This is a genomic window from Bacillaceae bacterium S4-13-56, from assembly GCA_040191315.1.
Lineage (GTDB): Bacteria > Bacillota > Bacilli > Bacillales > JAWJLM01 > JAWJLM01.
The window spans coordinates 39171-58116 of sequence record JAWJLM010000014.1 but is presented as its reverse complement, the minus strand read 5'-3'; the positions used below and the strand labels follow the sequence as shown (position 1 = coordinate 58116).

The window sequence follows — 18946 nt, the reverse complement described above, 5'->3', positions numbered from 1 at the left end:
TAAAAATTCGATTCTAGCTTTGCTTCTATCCTCTTAATAAGTTCTAACAGGAAGAATCAATTGTAGTAAATCCTCATCGTCTAAAGGACGTATTAAAAATGGCCGCATAGCCCCTGTAAATTCTATTTTTACTTGGGTATTGTTTATAACACGTAAGGCATCAATTAAATATTTTGCACTAAATGATATTTTAAGTTCTTCACCATCAATCCTTTTAGCTTCTATTGATTCCACAACTTTTCCTATTTCAGGTGAATTACTGGATATTTCAATTAGTTTATCGACTTTTGTAACTAGCTTTACAACATTATTTTGATTTTCCTTTGCTAATAAAGAAGCACGGTCCACTACATGTAGTAGGTCTTTTGTATCTATTACAACAATCGTTTTACTCTGATCTGGAATCAGACGCGATGTTTCTGGATAATTTCCTTCTAACAATCTTGATAGAAAATGGAGATTCTTTGTTTTAAAGAGTATTTGATTTTGAGTAAGACTTATATGAACCATTTCTTGATTATCATCCAAAATTTTGTTCAATTCATTTAAACTTTTCCCTGGAATTACAATACTTTTTTCTTCTAAAAGTGCTAAATTCCCAGTCACAGGTATTTTTCTTGAAGCTAAACGATGACTGTCTGTTGCTACAAAAGAAAGCTTTCCATCACGTAATGAAACATTCACCCCCGTTAAAATTGGTCGGGTTTCTGAAGCGGAAACAGCAAATACAGTCTGTTTTACTAGATCTTTTAGTAAGTCGGATGAAATAGAAAAACTTTCTTCAATTTCAACCTCCGGTAAATGAGGATATTCATCTGCGTCTTGACCATTTAAATGAAATTCAGCGCTACCTGATCGAACATTTACATTGAAATGATCATCAACTTCAATTTCAACGATCTGCTTAGGCAGTTTTCGTATAATTTCCGGGAAGTATTTAGCTTGCAAGACAACACTTCCTGACTCAATATTTTCTACATAGATTTTACCATCCTCTTCGACTGGAATAAAAGATTCAATAGAGATATCAGAATCACTTCCAGTTAATTTAATGCCTTGAGGATAAGCTTCTAATTTAATCCCAGTTAATATTGGGATAGCTGTTCGAGAGGATACAGCTTTCATAACATGTTGAAGACTTTCCATTAATAGTTCACGTTGTATGACAAATTTCATAAAAAATCCTCCTAGAAAAGTGACGTTCTTATTTATTATTTTTTATATTTAAAAATAGTAGTAATAGTAGTAGAGGCTGTGGATATGTGTATAAGTGCCATTTTATAAAGGAAATAAAGTCTATCCACATGTGGATAGACTGTTCATAGATGTGTTAAAGTTATACACACTATTCAGGTCTTAAGCTGTTCTTTTATTTCTTTTATTTCTTGATGTAGTATTTGATCTTGATCTATCATTTTTGATATTTTTTCATGTGCATGAATAACAGTAGTATGATCTCTTCCTCCAAATTCTTCCCCAATTTTCGGTAAAGAAAAATCTGTTAGTTCTCGAGAAAGATACATAGCAATTTGTCTAGGGAAGGCAACTGATTTTGTACGCTTCTTTGCAGAAAAATCTTCTAATCGTATGTTGTATTTCTCACTTACCAATTCCTGAATAGCTTTGATAGTAATCTTCTTTGGTTTAGAGGATGGAATAATATCCTTCAATGCTTCAGCAGCTAAAGAGGCATTGATATCACGATTAATTAAAGAAGAATAAGCTACGACTCTAATAAGTGCACCTTCTAATTCACGAATATTAGTATCAATTTGATTTGCAATATAAAGCATAACTTCATTAGGAATATCTAAAGCTTCTGCTTTAGCCTTTTTCCTTAAAATCGCAATTCTTGTTTCTAAATCAGGTGGAGTAATATCAGTAATGAGTCCCCACTCAAATCGTGATCGTAATCTATCTTCTAGTGTAGGTATTTCTTTTGGGGGACGATCACTAGAAATGACAATTTGCTTACTTTCTTCATGTAATGCATTAAATGTATGGAAAAATTCTTCTTGTGTTTGTTCTTTTCCAGCTAAAAACTGAATATCATCAATTAGAAGAACATCAACATTTCGATATTTATTTCTAAAATTAACTGCGCGATTATCACGAATTGAATTAATAAATTCATTTGTAAACTTTTCAGAAGATAGATAGACTACCTTTGCTGAAGGATTATGATCTAATACATAATGACCTATCGCGTGCATAAGGTGTGTTTTACCTAATCCTACACCACCATATATGAATAGAGGATTATAGGCCTTTGCAGGTGCTTCAGCAACAGCAAGAGAAGCTGCGTGAGCGAAACGATTTCCAGAACCTATGACAAATGTATCAAAAGTGTATTTGGAATTAAGTAAACTTTGAGGTGCGTCTTCTTGGTTATTATGAAGGTCGTTCATTTTTTTAACTTTTGGTTTTTCTTCCTTTGTGGATGAATCCTTTGTATCTGGAATGATGAATTTTGTTTTTAATTTAGCTCCAGTTACCTCATATAGAGTATCTGATATGAGATCAGAGTACTGACCCTCCAACCAGTCGCGGGCAAATTCATTAGGAGCAACAATAATTAGTGTTGTATCTTTAAGAGTTTCAGCCTTAGTGGACTTGAGCCAAGTCTCAAAACTAGGTTTACTAATTTTTTCTTTAATTTGATCGAGTGTTTTATTCCATAGATCCTGGATGTTTTCCAAAGGTGCTTCGCTCCTTTCAAAGATGAATCAATCTTCTTAATACTGATGAATAGGTCTATGTATAATGTGAAGAAAAAAAAAGCTTATACCTACTTGAAATTGTATGTGAAGGTATAAGTTGTTTTCTGAATAATATACGGACTCTTCATCAAAATATAGGAAGTAATTTAAGGATTTTTAAATTATTTCATGCACAGGCATAGTAATATAGAAGGAATGAAACTTATAAACAGATTCCACAGAGTTGTTGATAACGTTAAATACAGCACTGTGTGTAAATGTCCACAGGTTATCCCCAATATGTGGACAACTATTGGGTGGTTCAAATGTTTACACAGATTAAAACACAAATATCATATCAAAAAAAGTGAGAAAGCGCAACGGTTTTTCGACACTTATCCACAAAAACAACAGCTTGTAGATATAATTTATCCACAACACTATATTTTGTGATTTTTTTGTCGATAATTGTTGTGGATGATTTTTTTAAGAGAAAAAAAGATAAACATAGGGTGTGGATAACTTTGTTTAGACATGTTATGATAGATTTCGGGATTTAAATGATCTCCTAGATAGACTTTTAAAAGAAGTTGACAGAAGTAAGGGTCATTACGTATAATTAATTGGATTGTCTTTGAGGGTCAAATTTTAACTTATTAAAACGATGGTTTTCATTAACTCTACACATGAATTCCTCAGGAGGTGTCTATAGATGAAGCGTACATTTCAACCAAATAATCGTAAGCGTAAAAAGGTTCATGGATTTCGTTCACGCATGAGCACTAAAAATGGCCGTCAGGTTTTAGCTCGTCGACGTAAAAAAGGTAGAAAAGTATTGTCTGCATAGACCACTGAAAGAAGTCAGTGGTCTTTTTTTCACGATGAAGATAGAGGATAGGGCTTCATTTTTTGAAGCCTTAGTTCTTTATAGTATTGGAGTGGATTCCTTGAGAAAAGCATACCGTATAAAGAGGAATGAAGAATTTCAAGTTATCTTTAAACATGGAAAATCGTTTGCTAATCGTCAATTAGTTTTATATTATTATCACAAGGAGGAACAAACTCACTTTAGAGTAGGTCTTTCTGTAGGAAAAAAAATAGGGAATGCGGTTGTTCGTAACCAGGTTAAACGTTATTTAAGACAGGCTTTGCATGAACTTGAGGATCAGATTAAGGAAGATTATGATCTAGTGATTATTGCTCGTCAGCCTGTAAAAAATATGGACTTTCATGAAGTAAAAAAAAGCTTAACTCATGTTTTATTAAAATCACGTTTGTTATTAAAATAAGGAATCCGTACATACAGTATAACGTTAAACCTGATTTCATATGATAAATGATCTATTGGTGTAAGGAGGAAATGTAGTGCGTAAAAAAGTTCTATTATTGGTTGTACTTATGGCGCTTCTTACAGTCTTAGCTGGCTGTGGAGATTTAGAACAACCAATTAATTCGGAAAGTGTAGGCTTCTGGAATGAATATGTGATATATCCATTATCACAAATGATTATCTTTTTTGCTGAAGTTTTGGGTAACAGCTATGGTTTATCCATTATTGTTGTTACAATTATTATTAGAACAGTCTTGTTACCGCTTAATATTAAACAATTAAAAAGCTCAAAAGCAATGCAGGACATTCAGCCAGAATTGCAAAAGATTCGTGAAAAATACAGTTCTAAGGATCAGAAAACACAGCAAAAGTTACAGCAAGAAACAATGGAACTGTTCCAAAAAAATGGTGTTAATCCCCTAGCAGGATGTTTTCCATTATTAGTGCAAATGCCGATTCTATTTGGTATTTATCAAGCTATTTACCGAACAGAAGAAATTAAAACTCAGTCCTTTTTATGGTTTCAGATGGGACAACCAGATCCTATCTTTTTATTACCGATTATTGCTGCAATTACAACTTTCCTACAACAAAAAATCATGATGGCAGGAAATGCATCAGCAAATAATCCACAAATGAAAATGATGCTATATATGATGCCACTTATGATTGGTATATTTGCTGTTTATTTCCCAGCGGCATTGGCTCTTTACTGGGTAGTCGGTAACGTTTTTATGATTGGACAAGCAATCTTTGTTAATCGACCAATGAATAAACAGTCAACGGGAGGAGCAAAAAAGTGAAACAGGTAACTGCTACTGGACTAACCATTAACGAAGCTGTCCAATCAGCATTAGAGCAGTTAAACACCACAGAGGACCAGGTAAAAGTAGAGGTCATTGAAGAAGGAAAAAAAGGTATATTTGGCGTATTTGGTTCTAAACGTGCAGTTGTAAAAGTGAAAATCCAAGAAAATACGATTCAAGATGGTGAAAATTACTTAAAAAAAGTAGCTCAAGAAATGGGAGCTCCTATTGAAGTAAAAACAAAAAAGCAGGATCGTGAAGTAACGTTTGAGTTAGTAGGAGAAAAAATTGCTTTGTTAATTGGAAAAAGAGGACAAACGTTAAACGCTCTACAATATTTAACTCATTTGGTCGTTAATCATCATTCAGATGATTACAAAACAGTTATTATTGACGCAGAAGGTTATCGTGATAGAAGGAATTCGACTCTAATTCAATTAGCGGAACGCTTAGCCGAGAAATCTTCTAAAACTCATAAAGAAGTTAAACTAGAACCAATGCCATCTTACGAAAGAAAAATTATTCATACCGTTTTACAGGATCGAAAAGATGTCTCAACCTATTCTGATGGTAGTGAACCCAACCGTTTTGTAGTAATTAAACCTAACAAATAATAAATTTTTTAAAACCTCCTTTTCGGAGGTTTTTTTTAAAAGATAAGAAATCATTATGGCTCGCTTTGCGGAGCCACCATCTACTATGATAATGGATTCCTAATCAAACAAGGAGGATAAATCTTGTTCATCTTTGGGAATGCCTTTAATAACAATATGACCAGGTCGAAATATACATTGGTGGATCCTGAAGAAGGATACCCTGCATAAGAAACGGGTTGTGACGGTATAGAAGTACCATCTATTGTGACTTGATCACGTAAACAAAAGTTTTACATGGTTTGTTTTCATACAAAAGGATAAAATTTGTCTAGCTCCAGCGAAAAGCATCATCGAGTAATCTTCGAAGTTTTTGCCCCGAGTAATCGCACGAAGGAAAGCTACATAGAGCTACTTTACAGAAACAAGTGCTTTTCTTGTTTCGAAGGAAGCTTGCGCTTTTCTTATAGTATCAGAATTTATAGTTGTTAGAGAATTTTTCTAACTTTAACGTCCGATTGGTTCAAGGGCCTTTTGGTCATGCCCTTTGAAGCTAACAATTAGTGGGGACGGCATTGCTCTCTCACTATTGTGACGAGATAGCATGTTATGTGAAGTTTTTTCTAAAAAAAGGTGACTTATTGTTTTTTTGTGGATAACTTTTTTATAAAAACATTATTATTTTAGATTTAAAACTATCCACATGTGGAAAACTTAATACAGATAACTTTTCAAGATGTGAATAGTTGTGCTAATCTAATAAGTTAGTGATGAAGAATATTTTTGAAGTTGAAATAGATAAGGAGGTGGGGGAATGGATCAGGATACAATTACTGCCATTTCCACTCCTGTAGGAGAAGGCGCGATCGGGATTGTACGATTAAGTGGACCCGATGCCATTGAGATTGCGGATAAATTTTATAAAGGTGTAAAAGGAAAGTCCTTAAAAGAGGTGGAGAGCCATACAATTCATTATGGTAGGCTGATTGATCCATTAAATGGCGAAATGTTTGAGGAAGTCATGGTTACAGTGATGAAAGGTCCAAAGACGTTTACAAGAGAAGATGTGGTTGAAATTAATTGCCATGGAGGACTTATCTCTGTAAATAGAGTATTAGAGAAAGTATTGGAGCAAGGTGCTCGATTAGCTGAACCCGGAGAATTTACAAAAAGAGCTTTTTTAAATGGTCGAATAGATTTATCGCAGGCAGAAGCTGTAATGGATTTAATTCGTTCTAAAACGGATCGGGCAATGAATGTTGCATTAAGACAAATGGAAGGAAGTCTATCACGTTTAATTAGGGAATTAAGACAAGAATTATTAGAAACGGTTGCTCATGTGGAAGTGAACATTGATTACCCTGAATATGATGATGTAGAACAGATGACATTAAATACGATGAAAGAAAAAACATCATACGTACATGGAGAAATTGAAAAATTGCTAGAATCAGCTAGACAAGGGAAAATATTAAGAGAAGGAATTTCAACAGTCATTGTTGGTCGTCCTAATGTTGGTAAATCATCTTTACTAAATGCATTAGTACGAGAGAATAAAGCAATTGTAACGGAAGTCCCAGGTACAACACGTGATGTAATCGAAGAATATGTTAATGTAAGAGGGATTCCACTTCGGTTAGTGGATACAGCTGGTATTCGAGAAACAGAAGATATTGTAGAACGGATTGGTGTGGAACGTTCTCGCCAAGTTTTAAAGGAAGCAGATTTAATTTTACTTGTTTTAAATTATGGAGAGGAATATACACTGGAAGATGAGCGCCTGTTTGAAGCAGTTCATGGCATGGATGTCATTGTTATTTTGAATAAAACTGACTTGGAACAAAAGATTGACCTTCAAAAGGTTAAGAAGCTATCCGAAGGTAAACCTATGGTTACAACATCACTGATTATGGATCAAGGAATAGATGAATTAGAAAAAGCAATTTCCACTTTATTTTTTTCTGGATCACTCGATTCTGGCGATTTAACCTATTTATCTAATGCCCGCCATATACAGCTACTAAAACAAGCAAAGGGAGCTATTGAGGAAGCGATGAATGGGATTGATATGAATTTGCCAATTGACATAATTCAAATTGATGTAACAAGAACGTGGGAGCTTTTAGGTGAAATTGTAGGTGACACTGTTCATGAGAGTTTAATTGATCAACTCTTTTCACAGTTCTGTTTAGGAAAATAAATGTAAGGAGCGATTTTAATGCCTTATGATGCGGGACATTATGATGTAATAATAGTTGGGGCAGGACATGCAGGAGTTGAAGCTAGTCTTGCTGCTGCTAGAAGGGGAGCAAAAACTCTACTGCTTACCCTCAATTTAGATATGATAGCATTTATGCCATGTAATCCTTCGATAGGGGGACCTGCTAAGGGGATTGTTGTTCGTGAGATTGATGCTCTTGGTGGAGAAATGGCTAGAAACATAGATAAGACTTATATTCAAATGAGAATGCTTAATACCGGAAAAGGTCCGGCAGTAAGAGCTTTAAGAGCCCAGGCTGACAAATTTATGTACCAACATGAAATGAAAAAAACTATTGAGAATGAAATGAATTTGACTCTACACCAAGCGATGGTTGAAAAGCTTATTGTAGAAAATGGCGAGTGCAAGGGAGTCATTACGGAGACACAGGCAGCTTATTATGCTAAATCTGTGGTTATTACAACAGGTACTTTTATGAGGGGAAAAGTCATAATTGGGGAACTGTCTTATGACAGTGGACCTAATAACCAACGACCTTCTGTAAATCTATCTAAACATTTAGAAGAACTAGGGTTTGACTTAGTACGTTTCAAGACAGGTACACCTCCAAGAGTAAATAGCCACACTATTGATTACTCTAAAACGGAAATTCAACCTGGGGATAAAGAACCAAGAGCTTTTTCTTATGAAACCACTAAATTTATCACCGACCAGATTCCGTGTTGGTTAACTTATACTGGTGAATTTACACATAAAATAATTGACGATAACTTAGATAGATCGCCAATGTATTCAGGGATGATCAAAGGGACCGGCCCTCGTTATTGTCCATCTATTGAGGATAAAGTGGTGCGTTTCAATGATAAACCGCGTCATCAGATCTTTTTAGAACCTGAAGGGCGCAATACAGAAGAAGTCTATGTCCAAGGGTTATCTACGTCATTACCAGAAGATGTTCAAAGAAAAATGCTTCAAACTATCCCTGGCCTAGAAAAGGCTCAATTAATGAGAGCAGGATATGCAATAGAATATGATGCTGTTGTTCCTACCCAGCTATGGCCAACTTTAGAAACTAAAAAGGTGAGGGGTTTATTTACAGCAGGTCAAATCAATGGTACTTCAGGTTATGAAGAAGCTGCAGGACAAGGAATTATGGCGGGAATAAATGCTGCAGCATTAGCCTTAGAAAAGGAGCCTTTAATACTAGATCGATCACAAGCTTATATAGGAGTCTTAATTGATGACCTTGTAACCAAGGGAACAAATGAACCGTATCGTTTATTAACATCTAGAGCAGAATATCGTTTGTTATTACGTCATGATAATGCAGATTTACGGTTAACAGAAATAGGGCGTGAACTGGGATTAATTTCAGATGAAAGGTATCAAAAATTTATAGAGAAGAAACAGAGTATAGAGAAGGAAAAGAAGAGGTTATTTGAAATAATTGTTAAAAATACAGATGAGGTTCAAAATATTATCAAAAATGCAGGAGGGACACCTTTAAAAGATGCAGTTAGAGCATCAGATTTACTGAAACGTCCAGAGTTAACGTATGAATTAATAGAACCTATACTCCCTGAAAATGAAGTAGCACTTGACAACGAAGTAAAAGAACAAGTGGAAGTACAAATCAAATATGAAGGATACATCCAGAAATCTTTACAGCAGGTGGAACGAATGAAAAAGATGGATGATAAGAAGATCCCACATAACATAGATTATGATGACATAAGAGGATTAGCAACTGAAGCAAGGCAAAAGCTTAAACAGGTACGTCCATTGTCTGTCGGTCAAGCATCTAGAATTTCAGGTGTAAATCCTGCCGATGTATCTATTTTACTTGTCTATATAGAACAAGGTGGAATGAAAAAACTTTCAGAAAAGGAAATGAAGGAAAGGAATGCTCAATGACACCGGAACAATTTAAAAGTTTACTTTTAGCTCAAGGTATAGATTTGAATGACCAACAAATGAAACAATTTGAACTTTATTTCAATCTTTTAGTGGAATGGAATGAAAAAATGAATTTGACTGCTCTTACTGAGCAAAGTGAAGTATATTTAAAACATTTTTACGATTCTATTACAGCAAGCTTTTATTTTGACTTTCATTCCGTATCTTCCCTATGTGATGTAGGAGCAGGTGCAGGTTTTCCTAGTATCCCATTAAAAATCTGCTTTCCTCATTTGAAGGTAACCATTGTTGATTCTCTAAACAAAAGAATTACTTTTTTAAATTATCTAGCCTCTCAATTGGGATTAAAAGATGTAGCTTTTTATCATGATCGAGCCGAATCTTTTGGTAAAAATTTACAATTAAGAGAAAAGTACGATGTTGTCACTGCAAGAGCAGTCGCGAGGTTATCTGTTCTAAATGAACTTTGTTTACCTTTAGTTAAGGTTGGAGGCCATTTTGTAGTGATGAAAGGATCGCAATTTCGAGAAGAGCTTAAAGAGGGTGATTTCGCAATGAAATTACTTGGTGGGGAATTAACTGAGGATTATGAATTTGAATTGCCAAACGAAGGTGGAGAAAGAAATATAGGAATTATAAAGAAAAATAAAAAATCACCAAACAAATATCCTAGGAAACCAGGTGTACCAGGAAAAACACCTCTACTTCCCTAATTGAAAAAGGATAGGACTTGTCTTTTTCACAAGATAATAAGTATAAAATCTGTCTAGCTCCAGCGAAAAAGCTTCATTCGAGTCCTTATCTTATTTTTTTGCCCTTAGCAATCGCACTACGGAAAGCTACTTAGAGATTCTTTGTAGAAACAAGTGTTTTTCTTATAGGTCATTAAGCTATGGGTTTCGAAGATAAAGTGAGACTTCAATCAGTGGCCGTCTCCCACTGATTGTTAGCACCCGAGGGATGACCTAAAGGCCCTTGAACCATCCGGGATAAACTTCCACCAGCGATGCAACCACTGTTCTGGAGAAGAAACTAGTTCTACATCATTGGGGCAGTTAAATACAGTGCATCAAATCTTAAAAGACATTCCAAGTTTTTGGTTTGGTCAAATAGAGTCTTCAACTTTCGTGAGACTTCACCAAAAGGCGAATTCCCTCGAAAACTGTTTCGAGAGTTTAAGAGGAGGAAAGGAAATCTTACAGAGATAGAGAGCGGAAAATTCATTACTTGTTTTTTAATAAAATCTAGCGAGAATTCTCCTTCAAAATCTTCCGATTAAGTGGGGGAGGAACGCTTTTTTTATTTATAAGAACATACATTCGCCTAAACGGTAGATGCATGATATAATAAAGGGGACGAGAAGGAGGTGCGATACATGTTATTCAACTATAAATACGAGATTTTTTCCTACAGAAGAACAAGCAAGTATTTTAGAACGATGGATTAACATTTCTCGCATGCAGTATAATTCTGCCCTCCTAGGCAAATAACGAATCTACAAACAAGAGAAACGCACGTATAAAAGAAAGGAAATGCAACATCAATAAACTTTGGATAAAAAAGTTATCCCTATGCTAAAGAAGTACCGTCTTCAACCATTGCAAGAAGTTTTCTTCTGCTTAGAGAAAGTGTATGAAAAGTTTTTCCGTAAGGAAGCGAGATATCTCAAGCTAAAAAACCATAAAGACTATCGAAGCCTTACCTTGACTCAAATTTGGGATTGAAAAACAATACGATAAGAAGAGAAAAATCTATCGTACTGTCCGTAGGGCAGCTTCTTTCTCGATTTAAAGCTTCTACTTTATAAACAACCATATTACGAAACATTCCGCATCATGAATACTTTTTGCCATAAGCCGATTCTTCCGGTTTTGGATTGAGACGAAAATGCGGTCCAAAATATCTTACGCCACGCATTAGAAGAAGTTTATTCATATACATAAACTGTAGGTCGAGGTCCCACCCGAACAGTATAATTTACGCCTGTGAAAATTATGTAAGACCACCCTTGAAAGAGGGAGGCAACGATCTGAGAAACAGGAAATGTCTCTTAATCTTATAAGGGATGCTCCATCAAAATCTATTGATTTAGTGGGAGAGGTTCACCTAGTTTTCTGTTTAATCTATTTTTAAAATGGAAAGACTGCTATTTTTCTAAAAATATGATAGAATAGAAATGAAAATCCATCGTATGGGATCTGCGTGCGCAACAGCAAAATCCTGCAGCGCTTTTCTTATTTTTCATACTAAATGTTTCACGTGAAACATTGATAGTGTTATTCATGTATATGGTGAAGGTGGTGCTTAGAATGAAACACCCTTTTGGCCGTTTTTTTGGAGGCGGCGACAGTAATGATCCTGTTGACATTAAAGAAGTGGATTCTGAGGAATCTATCAGTTCTTCTAATTCACGGGATGAGGTGATTCAACTCCCGGTCGTTCAAATTGAACCCAATCGTTATCAACCCCGTTCTGTTTTCGATGATGAAAAAATAGTGGAACTTGCTCAAACTATACATACACACGGCATGATCCAACCCATTGTTGTCCGTAAAAATGAACAGGGAATGTATGAAATCATTGCAGGAGAACGAAGGTGGCGAGCTGTTCAATATTTAAATTGGGAGAACATCCCTGCCATTATTAAAAGCATGAGTGATACGGAAACGGCTTCTGTTGCATTAATCGAAAATCTTCAAAGAGAAGAGTTAACGGTTATAGAAGAAGCACGTGCTTATGCAAGTCTTTTAGAAATTCATGGTTTAACCCAAGAAGCTCTTGCTCAAAGATTAGGAAAAAGTCAATCTACTATTGCAAACAAAATGAGATTGCTGAAGCTTCCTATTAGTGTTCAAGATGCAGTTCTAGAAAAGAAAATTACAGAACGTCACGCTCGAGCTTTAATTGCTTTAAAGGATCCAGTAAAGCAGGAAAAAGTTTTGAAAGAAATCATTGAACGTGGTTTGAATGTAAAACAAACAGAAGACAAAGTGACAAAACTCTTGTCAGATACACCAAAGAAACTAAAACCAAGACTCAAAGGTTTTAGTAAAGATATGAGAATTGCGATGAATACGATTCGGAAATCTATTGATATGGTGTCGGATACTGGTATTGATTTGGATACTAAAGAAGAAGAACATGAAGATTTCTATCAAATTACAATTAAAATACCGAAGAAAAAGAACTAATCATCATTATGGAGTAATAAATAATGCAGCTCGCCAAAAAAGGCGAGCTTTCTATTGCGGAAAATTCAATAGGAAAAAATTACGAGTTGATATGAATTTTATTTTACATTTTTTATCGAAAAAAAGCCTAAATTTCTTATGAAAAATGATAAAATTAAAAACAGTAAAGTTAGGTAGGTGACAACATGGGAAAAGTGATTACCATCGCAAATCAGAAGGGTGGCGTTGGAAAAACAACTACTGCCGTTAACTTAAGTGCTTGTTTAGCTTATTTGGGACACAAGGTCTTAATGGTAGATATTGACCCTCAAGGGAATGCTACAAGTGGTATTGGAATCGATAAGGCTGATATGGAAGAATGTGTCTATAATATGCTTGTCGAGGATCAAGACCCAAAAAGTGTCATTGTTCCTACGATGGTAGAAAATTTAGATGTAATTCCAGCAACCATTCAATTAGCAGGAGCTGAAATAGAACTAGTTCCTACAATCTCTCGAGAAGTGAGATTAAAAAAAGCGATTGATACAATTAAATATAATTATGAATATGTCATTATTGATTGTCCACCTTCGTTGGGGTTGTTAACGATCAATGCACTGACTGCCTCTGATAGTGTCTTAATTCCAGTTCAATGTGAATATTATGCATTAGAAGGATTGAGCCAACTCTTAAACACAGTTCGACTCGTTCAAAAACATTTGAACAAAAGTTTAATGATAGAGGGAGTTTTATTAACAATGCTTGATGCACGTACTAATTTAGGAATTCAAGTGATTGAAGAGGTGAAAAAATACTTTCAAGATAAAGTATATCAATCGGTAATCCCAAGGAATGTCCGACTTGGGGAAGCTCCTAGTCACGGACAGCCTATCATTTTGTATGATCCGAAATCTCGCGGTGCAGAAGTATATTTAGATCTTGCGAAGGAAGTGATTGCACATGGCGAAAGGGTTAGGTAAGGGGATTGGTGCATTTTTCCCAGAGCTAGATACTACTCAAGAAGAAGGTTTGCAAGAGGTTTCTGTAAAGGAATTGCGCCCGAATCCATATCAGCCAAGAAAGACTTTTGAAGCGGACGCGATTGAAGAATTAAAAGAATCTATTATTCAACATGGAATTCTGCAACCACTAATTGTTCGAAAAAGTATTAAAGGCTATGAGATCGTTGTTGGTGAAAGAAGATTTCGTGCAGCAAAAGAAGCAGGGTTAGAGACAGTCCCGGTTGTGGTCAAAGATTTAACTGATGAAAAGATGATGGAACTAGCATTACTTGAAAACCTCCAAAGGGAAGATCTAAATCCAATTGAAGAAGCTCAAGCTTATTCAACTTTAATAGAGGAACTCAAGGTTACTCAAGAACAATTAGCCAAAAGGTTAGGGAAAAGCCGATCTCATATAGCCAATTTAATTCGACTATTATCATTACCGAACCAAATTATTGCTCATATCAATAGTGGTGAGCTAACAATGGGCCATGGGAGAGCATTGTTAGGATTGAAGAATAAAGAAAAGCTTCCTCTTATCGTTGATAAGATTCGCAAAGAACATTTAAATGTGCGCCAAGTAGAACGTTTAATCCAGCAAGCGAATGAAAATGTTATTCCGAAAAAAACAAATAAAAAACCTGAAAAAGATATTTTTGTTAAAAATCAAGAAAACGAGTTGAAGGCTCGTTTTGGTACAGGTGTATCGATTCAAAAAGGAAAGAAAAAAGGAAAAATAGAAATTGAATTCTTTTCTGAAGATGATTTAAATAGAATTTTAACAATGCTTAACCCTAAATAAGCCTATGATTTATCCCACATGAATACAGTAATACTGCCTCAAATCTTAAGTAAAACGAGAAAAGCAGGTGAGGGATAAACAGCCATGAAAACAAAACATTAAATTTCATCCTTGTTGGTGAAGCTTCCTTCATGGTTGGCTGCCCATAAATGTACGGTTGGTTCAAGGTCCTTTAGGTGATACCTTTGGGTGTTAACAATCAGTGGGGAATGGCCGCTGATTGAAGCTTCACTTAATATAACCTGGTTCTTGGTCATCCAAGTTCCAGGCTTTTTTTCATAAAAATAGGGGGCGTAAAAATGATTTACTTTGATCAAGCAGCATCTTCATTTCCTAAACCAGCATCTGTTAGCAAGGCTGTTCTTGAAGCTATTCAAGAGTATGGAGCAAATCCGGGAAGAGGAGGCCATGCCTTATCAAGGAGAGCTTCCTCTGTCATAAAAGAAACTAGAAGTTTAATAGCAAACTTTTTTGGTTGTAGTGATCCAAACCATGTTCTTTTTTTTCAAAATGCAACAGGGGCTTTAAATCAAGCTATTAAAGGTTTTCCTTTAGAAGAAGGGGACCATATTATTTCTTCTTCTTTTGAGCATAATTCTGTTCGAAGACCATTAGAAGAGTTGAAAAGAATTAACAACATAAATATTAGTTATATAGGAAAAGAAAGACCAGGCTTCTTTTCTCTTGAGGAGTTTGAGCAAGCGATAACACCGAGAACAAAGTTAATAACCATTACTCATGGTTCTAATGTTACAGGAACTATTCTTCCCATTGAAAAAATTTCAAAGATTGCTAAGGAATTTGGAATCAAAGTCCTTGTGGATGCATCGCAAACGGCTGGCATATTACCAATTCATATGAAAAATATGAATATTGATATGCTAGCATTTCCAGGACATAAGGGCTTAATGGGACCTCAAGGAACTGGAGTATTACTAGTGGAAGGAAATATAAATTTAAATCCAATTTTTCATGGAGGGACAGGGAGTTTTTCAGAAAGTCCCTTTCAACCGGAACAGTGGCCCGAAAAATTTGAAAGTGGAACGTTAAATACTCCGGGAATTGCTGGATTAAAAGCTGGACTTGAGGAAGTTATTCATTTAGGGTTAGATGAAATTGTTTCACGTGAAACATTCTTAATTAACCATTTTATAGATCAATTAAGCCAAATAGATGATATTCAAATTTATAAAAATTCTAATGAGCAGGGACAACTCGGGGTAGTCTCATTTACCTTAGGTAGTATTGATTCAAACGAAGTAGCTATGATTCTTGATGAGTATTATGGGATTGCTGTTAGAGCAGGTGTGCATTGTGCACCTATGATCCATGAAAAGTTAGGTACTCTTGAAACTGGTGCAATCAGAGTAAGTGTAGGTCCTTATAATACGAAAGAGGAAGTAGATTCGTTTATTCAAGCAATGAAAGAAATAAGGAAAGGGTATTTAGGGTAAAATTAAATGGCATTATTCGGTACGATCATAAATGGTATTTGTATTATAGCCGGGGTTTTCATTGGTATGTTTTTCAGAAAAATCCCAGAGAGATATAAAGAAACAATCATGAGTGGAATTAGTTTAGCTGTTATGTTAATAGGCTTACAAATGGGTTTTCAAACAAATAATATAGTCATTGTTTTATTGAGTTTATTAACGGGTGCGATGGTAGGGGAATGGCTTCACTTAGAAAAAAAGCTTAACCAATTAGGGGATAAATTGCAGGGATTGTTTAAGGGAGGGGGAAGTGCAAACATTTCCAAGGGTTTTATTACTGCTTCTCTCATCTTTGTAATTGGCGCTATGGCCGTTATTGGAGCGCTTGATAGTGGTTTAAGAGGGGATCATAGTATATTAATTACTAAATCTATTATTGACGGTTTTACGGCTTTAGTTTTAACTACTACGCTAGGGATTGGTGTTATATTTTCAGTTATTCCTGTTGTATTGTATGAAGGAAGTATTGCGCTTTTTGCCACACAAATTGAAAAATGGCTTCCACAAGAATTTTTAGATTTATTTATAAGTGAAATGACTGCTACAGGAGGATTATTGATTTTCGCCATAGGTCTAAATCTATTAAATATTACTCAAATTAGAGTGGCTAATCTATTGCCAAGTTTAGGGACAGTAGGTTTTATTTTATATATAAGCATGATGTTTTCATAGAGTATAGTGAAGAGAAGGTGTTTGATAGTTTTTAACTATGAAACACCTTCTTTTTTACAAGATAAGAAAGAAAATTTGTCTAGCTTCATCGAGTAATCTTCGAAGTTTTTCCCGAGTAAGGAAAGCTGTTTAGAGCTACTTCACAGAAACAAGTGCTTTTCTTGTTTCGAGGGGCAGCCTATCGACTAGAGTCGGTTCACTCATCTCGAAGTCAATAAGTCAACATCGATGAAGGAGATCGGTTAAAAACGCGACATCCTGGGCCTGCGATTACTCGGCCCATCGAAAACAGTTGTCGTAACATCGAACTTACTCGCATCCTGCGAGCCCTAGGAAACCGTGTTTCTTTTAATCTAAAAGAAACGTATGCTAAAACCATCAAATTGCAAGGCACACCTACATTACCCCTATCCTCCAACAAGAAAGCTTTTTTTGTGTGGAGAAGTTCTAGCATTCTTGTCCCATGGGCCCTACTGACTTACGTCGATGGTCAAGGGCGCTTCCTCTTTTCTTGGCATAGTAGATTGTCTATCAAACATATAAATTCCATCTGACATTATCTTTGCCATTTGCATTATGATAGATAGTCGAGTACTTTGTAAAACCATATATTCCATATAACCACTTACATTTACAATCCCTGTCATTTGATAGTCTCCTACTGCAGGTAAATCTTTTTTCACGGCAGCTCCAGGCATGACTGGCCCTTTTTTTGTAATAATATCCCCGATAGAATTTGATTTTCCTAAACATGCATCAATAGCAACAAATGGAGAATTAGGATGTATTTCTTTAATGTTAGCTAATGTGTCTACTAAATTCATGGCGTGAATTGGATTATCTAAAGTCCCATATACCTTTGTGTTTTTTAGATGTTTATCCTTTAAAAATGTGCCAACTAATGGTCCGAGAGAATCCCCAGTTGAGCGATCTGTTCCAATACATATAAAAACATACGGTGGTGAAGATTCCTTTAAAAAGTGATGAAGGGTCTCACATATGGTGTAACTTGCAAGTTTTTCTTTATGCGAAACCCTGAATTCTTGATTTTTTTTAAAAAAGCGTGATTGAAGATTCATAGCTTTTCCTCCAAATACATATTGGTATAAGTATAGGAAAAGATTATAAGAATTATACATAGATGGGGAGTCGATTTCGTGAGATCAGGTTTTAAATGGATGTTTTTAATTGTGGGTACGATGATAGGAGCGGGGTATGCATCTGGAAGGGAACTATGGCAATTTTTTGGCCATGGAAGTGGACTTGCTATATTTTTGTTTGCTCTTTTGTTCAGTATATGTTGTTATGTCATTTTATCAATTAGTTACCAAAAAAAATCTACTCATTACGTCCCAGTCTTAAGGGAGATAGTTGGAAAAAACCTAACATCCATTTATGATGGGATGATTATTTTATATTTGTTTACGACAACTGTAGTTATGCTAGCTGGAAGTGGAGCTACTTGGCAAGCTTTTAACTTCTCATATTGGGTTGGAATTGCTATGATTGCCCTTCCTCTTGTTTTAATATTTACCAGTGATATAAAAGGAGTTCTTTCCCTAAATACAATTATTCTGCCTTTCTTAATAACTGGTCTACTATATGTGTTATTTTCATTCATAGTTCAAGAGAATTTATCATTGAAGCCAATTATGGATGAACAGTTTAATTGGATAGCTGCTTTTCCATTTACAGCTTTAAATATCCTACCATTAATAGCTGTTATGGGGGCGATAGGGAATCAAATTAATAATAAAAAAGAAATATGGTTTGCCAGTATCGGAAGCGGTGTAATATTAGGGGTTATTTCATATGTTTATAATACAAGCCTTATACAAATCTCAGAAGATATTTTTCTCTATGAAATTCCTCTTTTTGCTATCTTAAACCATTTCCCCTATGAAATGTTTATTGTTATGTCCTTTTTACTTTGGATCGCCATATTTACGACAGCTGTCTCTGGAGTATTAGGATTAGTAACACGATTTAGAGAATATGTTCATAGTCCTTTATGGTTGTTATCATTCATTATTATTACGATCATGATTCCTTTAACTAGTTTTGGTTTTTCCACTTTGATTGAAGTTCTGTATCCACTTTATGGTCTCTTAAATTTATATGTACTAAGTTCACTTCTACTGTATCCAATATTAAATCGATACCATTTGGATTAAAAACCTGCTAAAATGAGTAATTATAGCTAATTAGGAGGCTCTTTTGTGGAAGTCTTATCAGAACA

17 protein-coding genes are annotated in these 18946 nt (G+C 35.2%); 14 read left to right on the top strand and 3 right to left on the bottom strand.

Going from position 1 to position 18946, the window contains the following annotated elements; genetic code table 11:
• Positions 1-33: 33 nt before the first annotated feature.
• Both dnaN and dnaA read right to left on the bottom strand, forming a co-directional pair.
• Positions 34-1176, bottom strand: a complete 1143-nt coding sequence (dnaN, locus tag RZN25_06125; GenBank protein MEQ6376404.1) for a DNA polymerase III subunit beta — start codon at positions 1174-1176, stop codon at positions 34-36.
• 173 nt (positions 1177-1349) lie between these two features.
• Positions 1350-2699 carry a chromosomal replication initiator protein DnaA gene (gene dnaA / locus RZN25_06120; GenBank protein MEQ6376403.1) on the bottom strand — a complete coding sequence of 450 codons (1350 nt, stop codon included), beginning with the start codon at positions 2697-2699 and terminating at the stop codon, positions 1350-1352.
• 712 nt (positions 2700-3411) lie between these two features.
• On the opposite strand from dnaA, the gene rpmH reads away from it, so the two are divergent.
• The 13 genes from rpmH (at position 3412) to RZN25_06055 (ending at position 16707) form a co-directional block, all read left to right on the top strand.
• Positions 3412-3546 (top strand): 50S ribosomal protein L34, encoded by a 135-nt coding sequence (gene rpmH, locus RZN25_06115; protein ID MEQ6376402.1) that lies wholly within the window; start codon positions 3412-3414, stop codon positions 3544-3546.
• 100 nt (positions 3547-3646) lie between these two features.
• Positions 3647-3988: a ribonuclease P protein component gene (gene rnpA, locus RZN25_06110; protein MEQ6376401.1), complete on the top strand. Its 342-nt coding sequence runs from the start codon at positions 3647-3649 to the stop codon at positions 3986-3988.
• Between the two features lie 76 nt (positions 3989-4064).
• Positions 4065-4832, top strand: coding sequence for a YidC family membrane integrase SpoIIIJ (spoIIIJ, locus tag RZN25_06105; GenBank protein MEQ6376400.1), 768 nt, complete (start codon positions 4065-4067; stop codon positions 4830-4832).
• Positions 4829-5449: an RNA-binding cell elongation regulator Jag/EloR gene (gene jag, locus RZN25_06100; protein MEQ6376399.1), complete on the top strand. Its 621-nt coding sequence runs from the start codon at positions 4829-4831 to the stop codon at positions 5447-5449. The genes spoIIIJ and jag overlap by 4 nt, the downstream gene beginning before the upstream one ends.
• 793 nt (positions 5450-6242) lie before the next feature.
• On the top strand, positions 6243-7628 hold the full coding sequence (gene mnmE / locus RZN25_06095) for a tRNA uridine-5-carboxymethylaminomethyl(34) synthesis GTPase MnmE (GenBank protein MEQ6376398.1): 1386 nt from the start codon (positions 6243-6245) through the stop codon (positions 7626-7628).
• A gap of 18 nt (positions 7629-7646) precedes the next feature.
• Complete coding sequence (gene mnmG, locus RZN25_06090; protein ID MEQ6376397.1) at positions 7647-9563, top strand: tRNA uridine-5-carboxymethylaminomethyl(34) synthesis enzyme MnmG; 1917 nt, start codon at positions 7647-7649, stop codon at positions 9561-9563.
• Complete coding sequence (gene rsmG, locus RZN25_06085) at positions 9560-10279, top strand: 16S rRNA (guanine(527)-N(7))-methyltransferase RsmG (GenBank protein MEQ6376396.1); 720 nt, start codon at positions 9560-9562, stop codon at positions 10277-10279. Before mnmG ends, rsmG begins: the two co-directional genes overlap by 4 nt.
• A 621-nt stretch (positions 10280-10900) precedes the next feature.
• Positions 10901-11056 (top strand): helix-turn-helix domain-containing protein, encoded by a 156-nt coding sequence (locus RZN25_06080; GenBank protein ID MEQ6376395.1) that lies wholly within the window; start codon positions 10901-10903, stop codon positions 11054-11056.
• A gap of 819 nt (positions 11057-11875) precedes the next feature.
• On the top strand, positions 11876-12757 hold the full coding sequence (gene noc, locus RZN25_06075; protein MEQ6376394.1) for a nucleoid occlusion protein: 882 nt from the start codon (positions 11876-11878) through the stop codon (positions 12755-12757).
• 185 nt (positions 12758-12942) lie between these two features.
• A complete protein-coding gene (locus RZN25_06070) occupies positions 12943-13716 on the top strand; it encodes an AAA family ATPase (GenBank protein MEQ6376393.1) in 774 nt (257 codons plus the stop codon).
• Positions 13697-14542 (top strand): ParB/RepB/Spo0J family partition protein, encoded by an 846-nt coding sequence (locus RZN25_06065; GenBank protein MEQ6376392.1) that lies wholly within the window; start codon positions 13697-13699, stop codon positions 14540-14542. Before RZN25_06070 ends, RZN25_06065 begins: the two co-directional genes overlap by 20 nt.
• A gap of 299 nt (positions 14543-14841) precedes the next feature.
• Positions 14842-15996: an aminotransferase class V-fold PLP-dependent enzyme gene (locus RZN25_06060; protein ID MEQ6376391.1), complete on the top strand. Its 1155-nt coding sequence runs from the start codon at positions 14842-14844 to the stop codon at positions 15994-15996.
• A gap of 6 nt (positions 15997-16002) precedes the next feature.
• Entirely contained in the window at positions 16003-16707 is a 705-nt protein-coding gene (locus RZN25_06055; GenBank protein MEQ6376390.1) for a DUF554 domain-containing protein, read from the top strand.
• 470 nt (positions 16708-17177) lie between these two features.
• Here RZN25_06055 and yyaC read toward each other — a convergent pair whose 3' ends face one another.
• Positions 17178-17786 carry a spore protease YyaC gene (yyaC, locus tag RZN25_06050; protein MEQ6376389.1) on the bottom strand — a complete coding sequence of 203 codons (609 nt, stop codon included), beginning with the start codon at positions 17784-17786 and terminating at the stop codon, positions 17178-17180.
• A gap of 99 nt (positions 17787-17885) precedes the next feature.
• Between yyaC and RZN25_06045 the strand changes: the two genes are divergently transcribed.
• Positions 17886-18881 carry a hypothetical protein gene (locus RZN25_06045; protein ID MEQ6376388.1) on the top strand — a complete coding sequence of 332 codons (996 nt, stop codon included), beginning with the start codon at positions 17886-17888 and terminating at the stop codon, positions 18879-18881.
• The last annotated feature ends 65 nt before the right edge of the window (positions 18882-18946 follow it).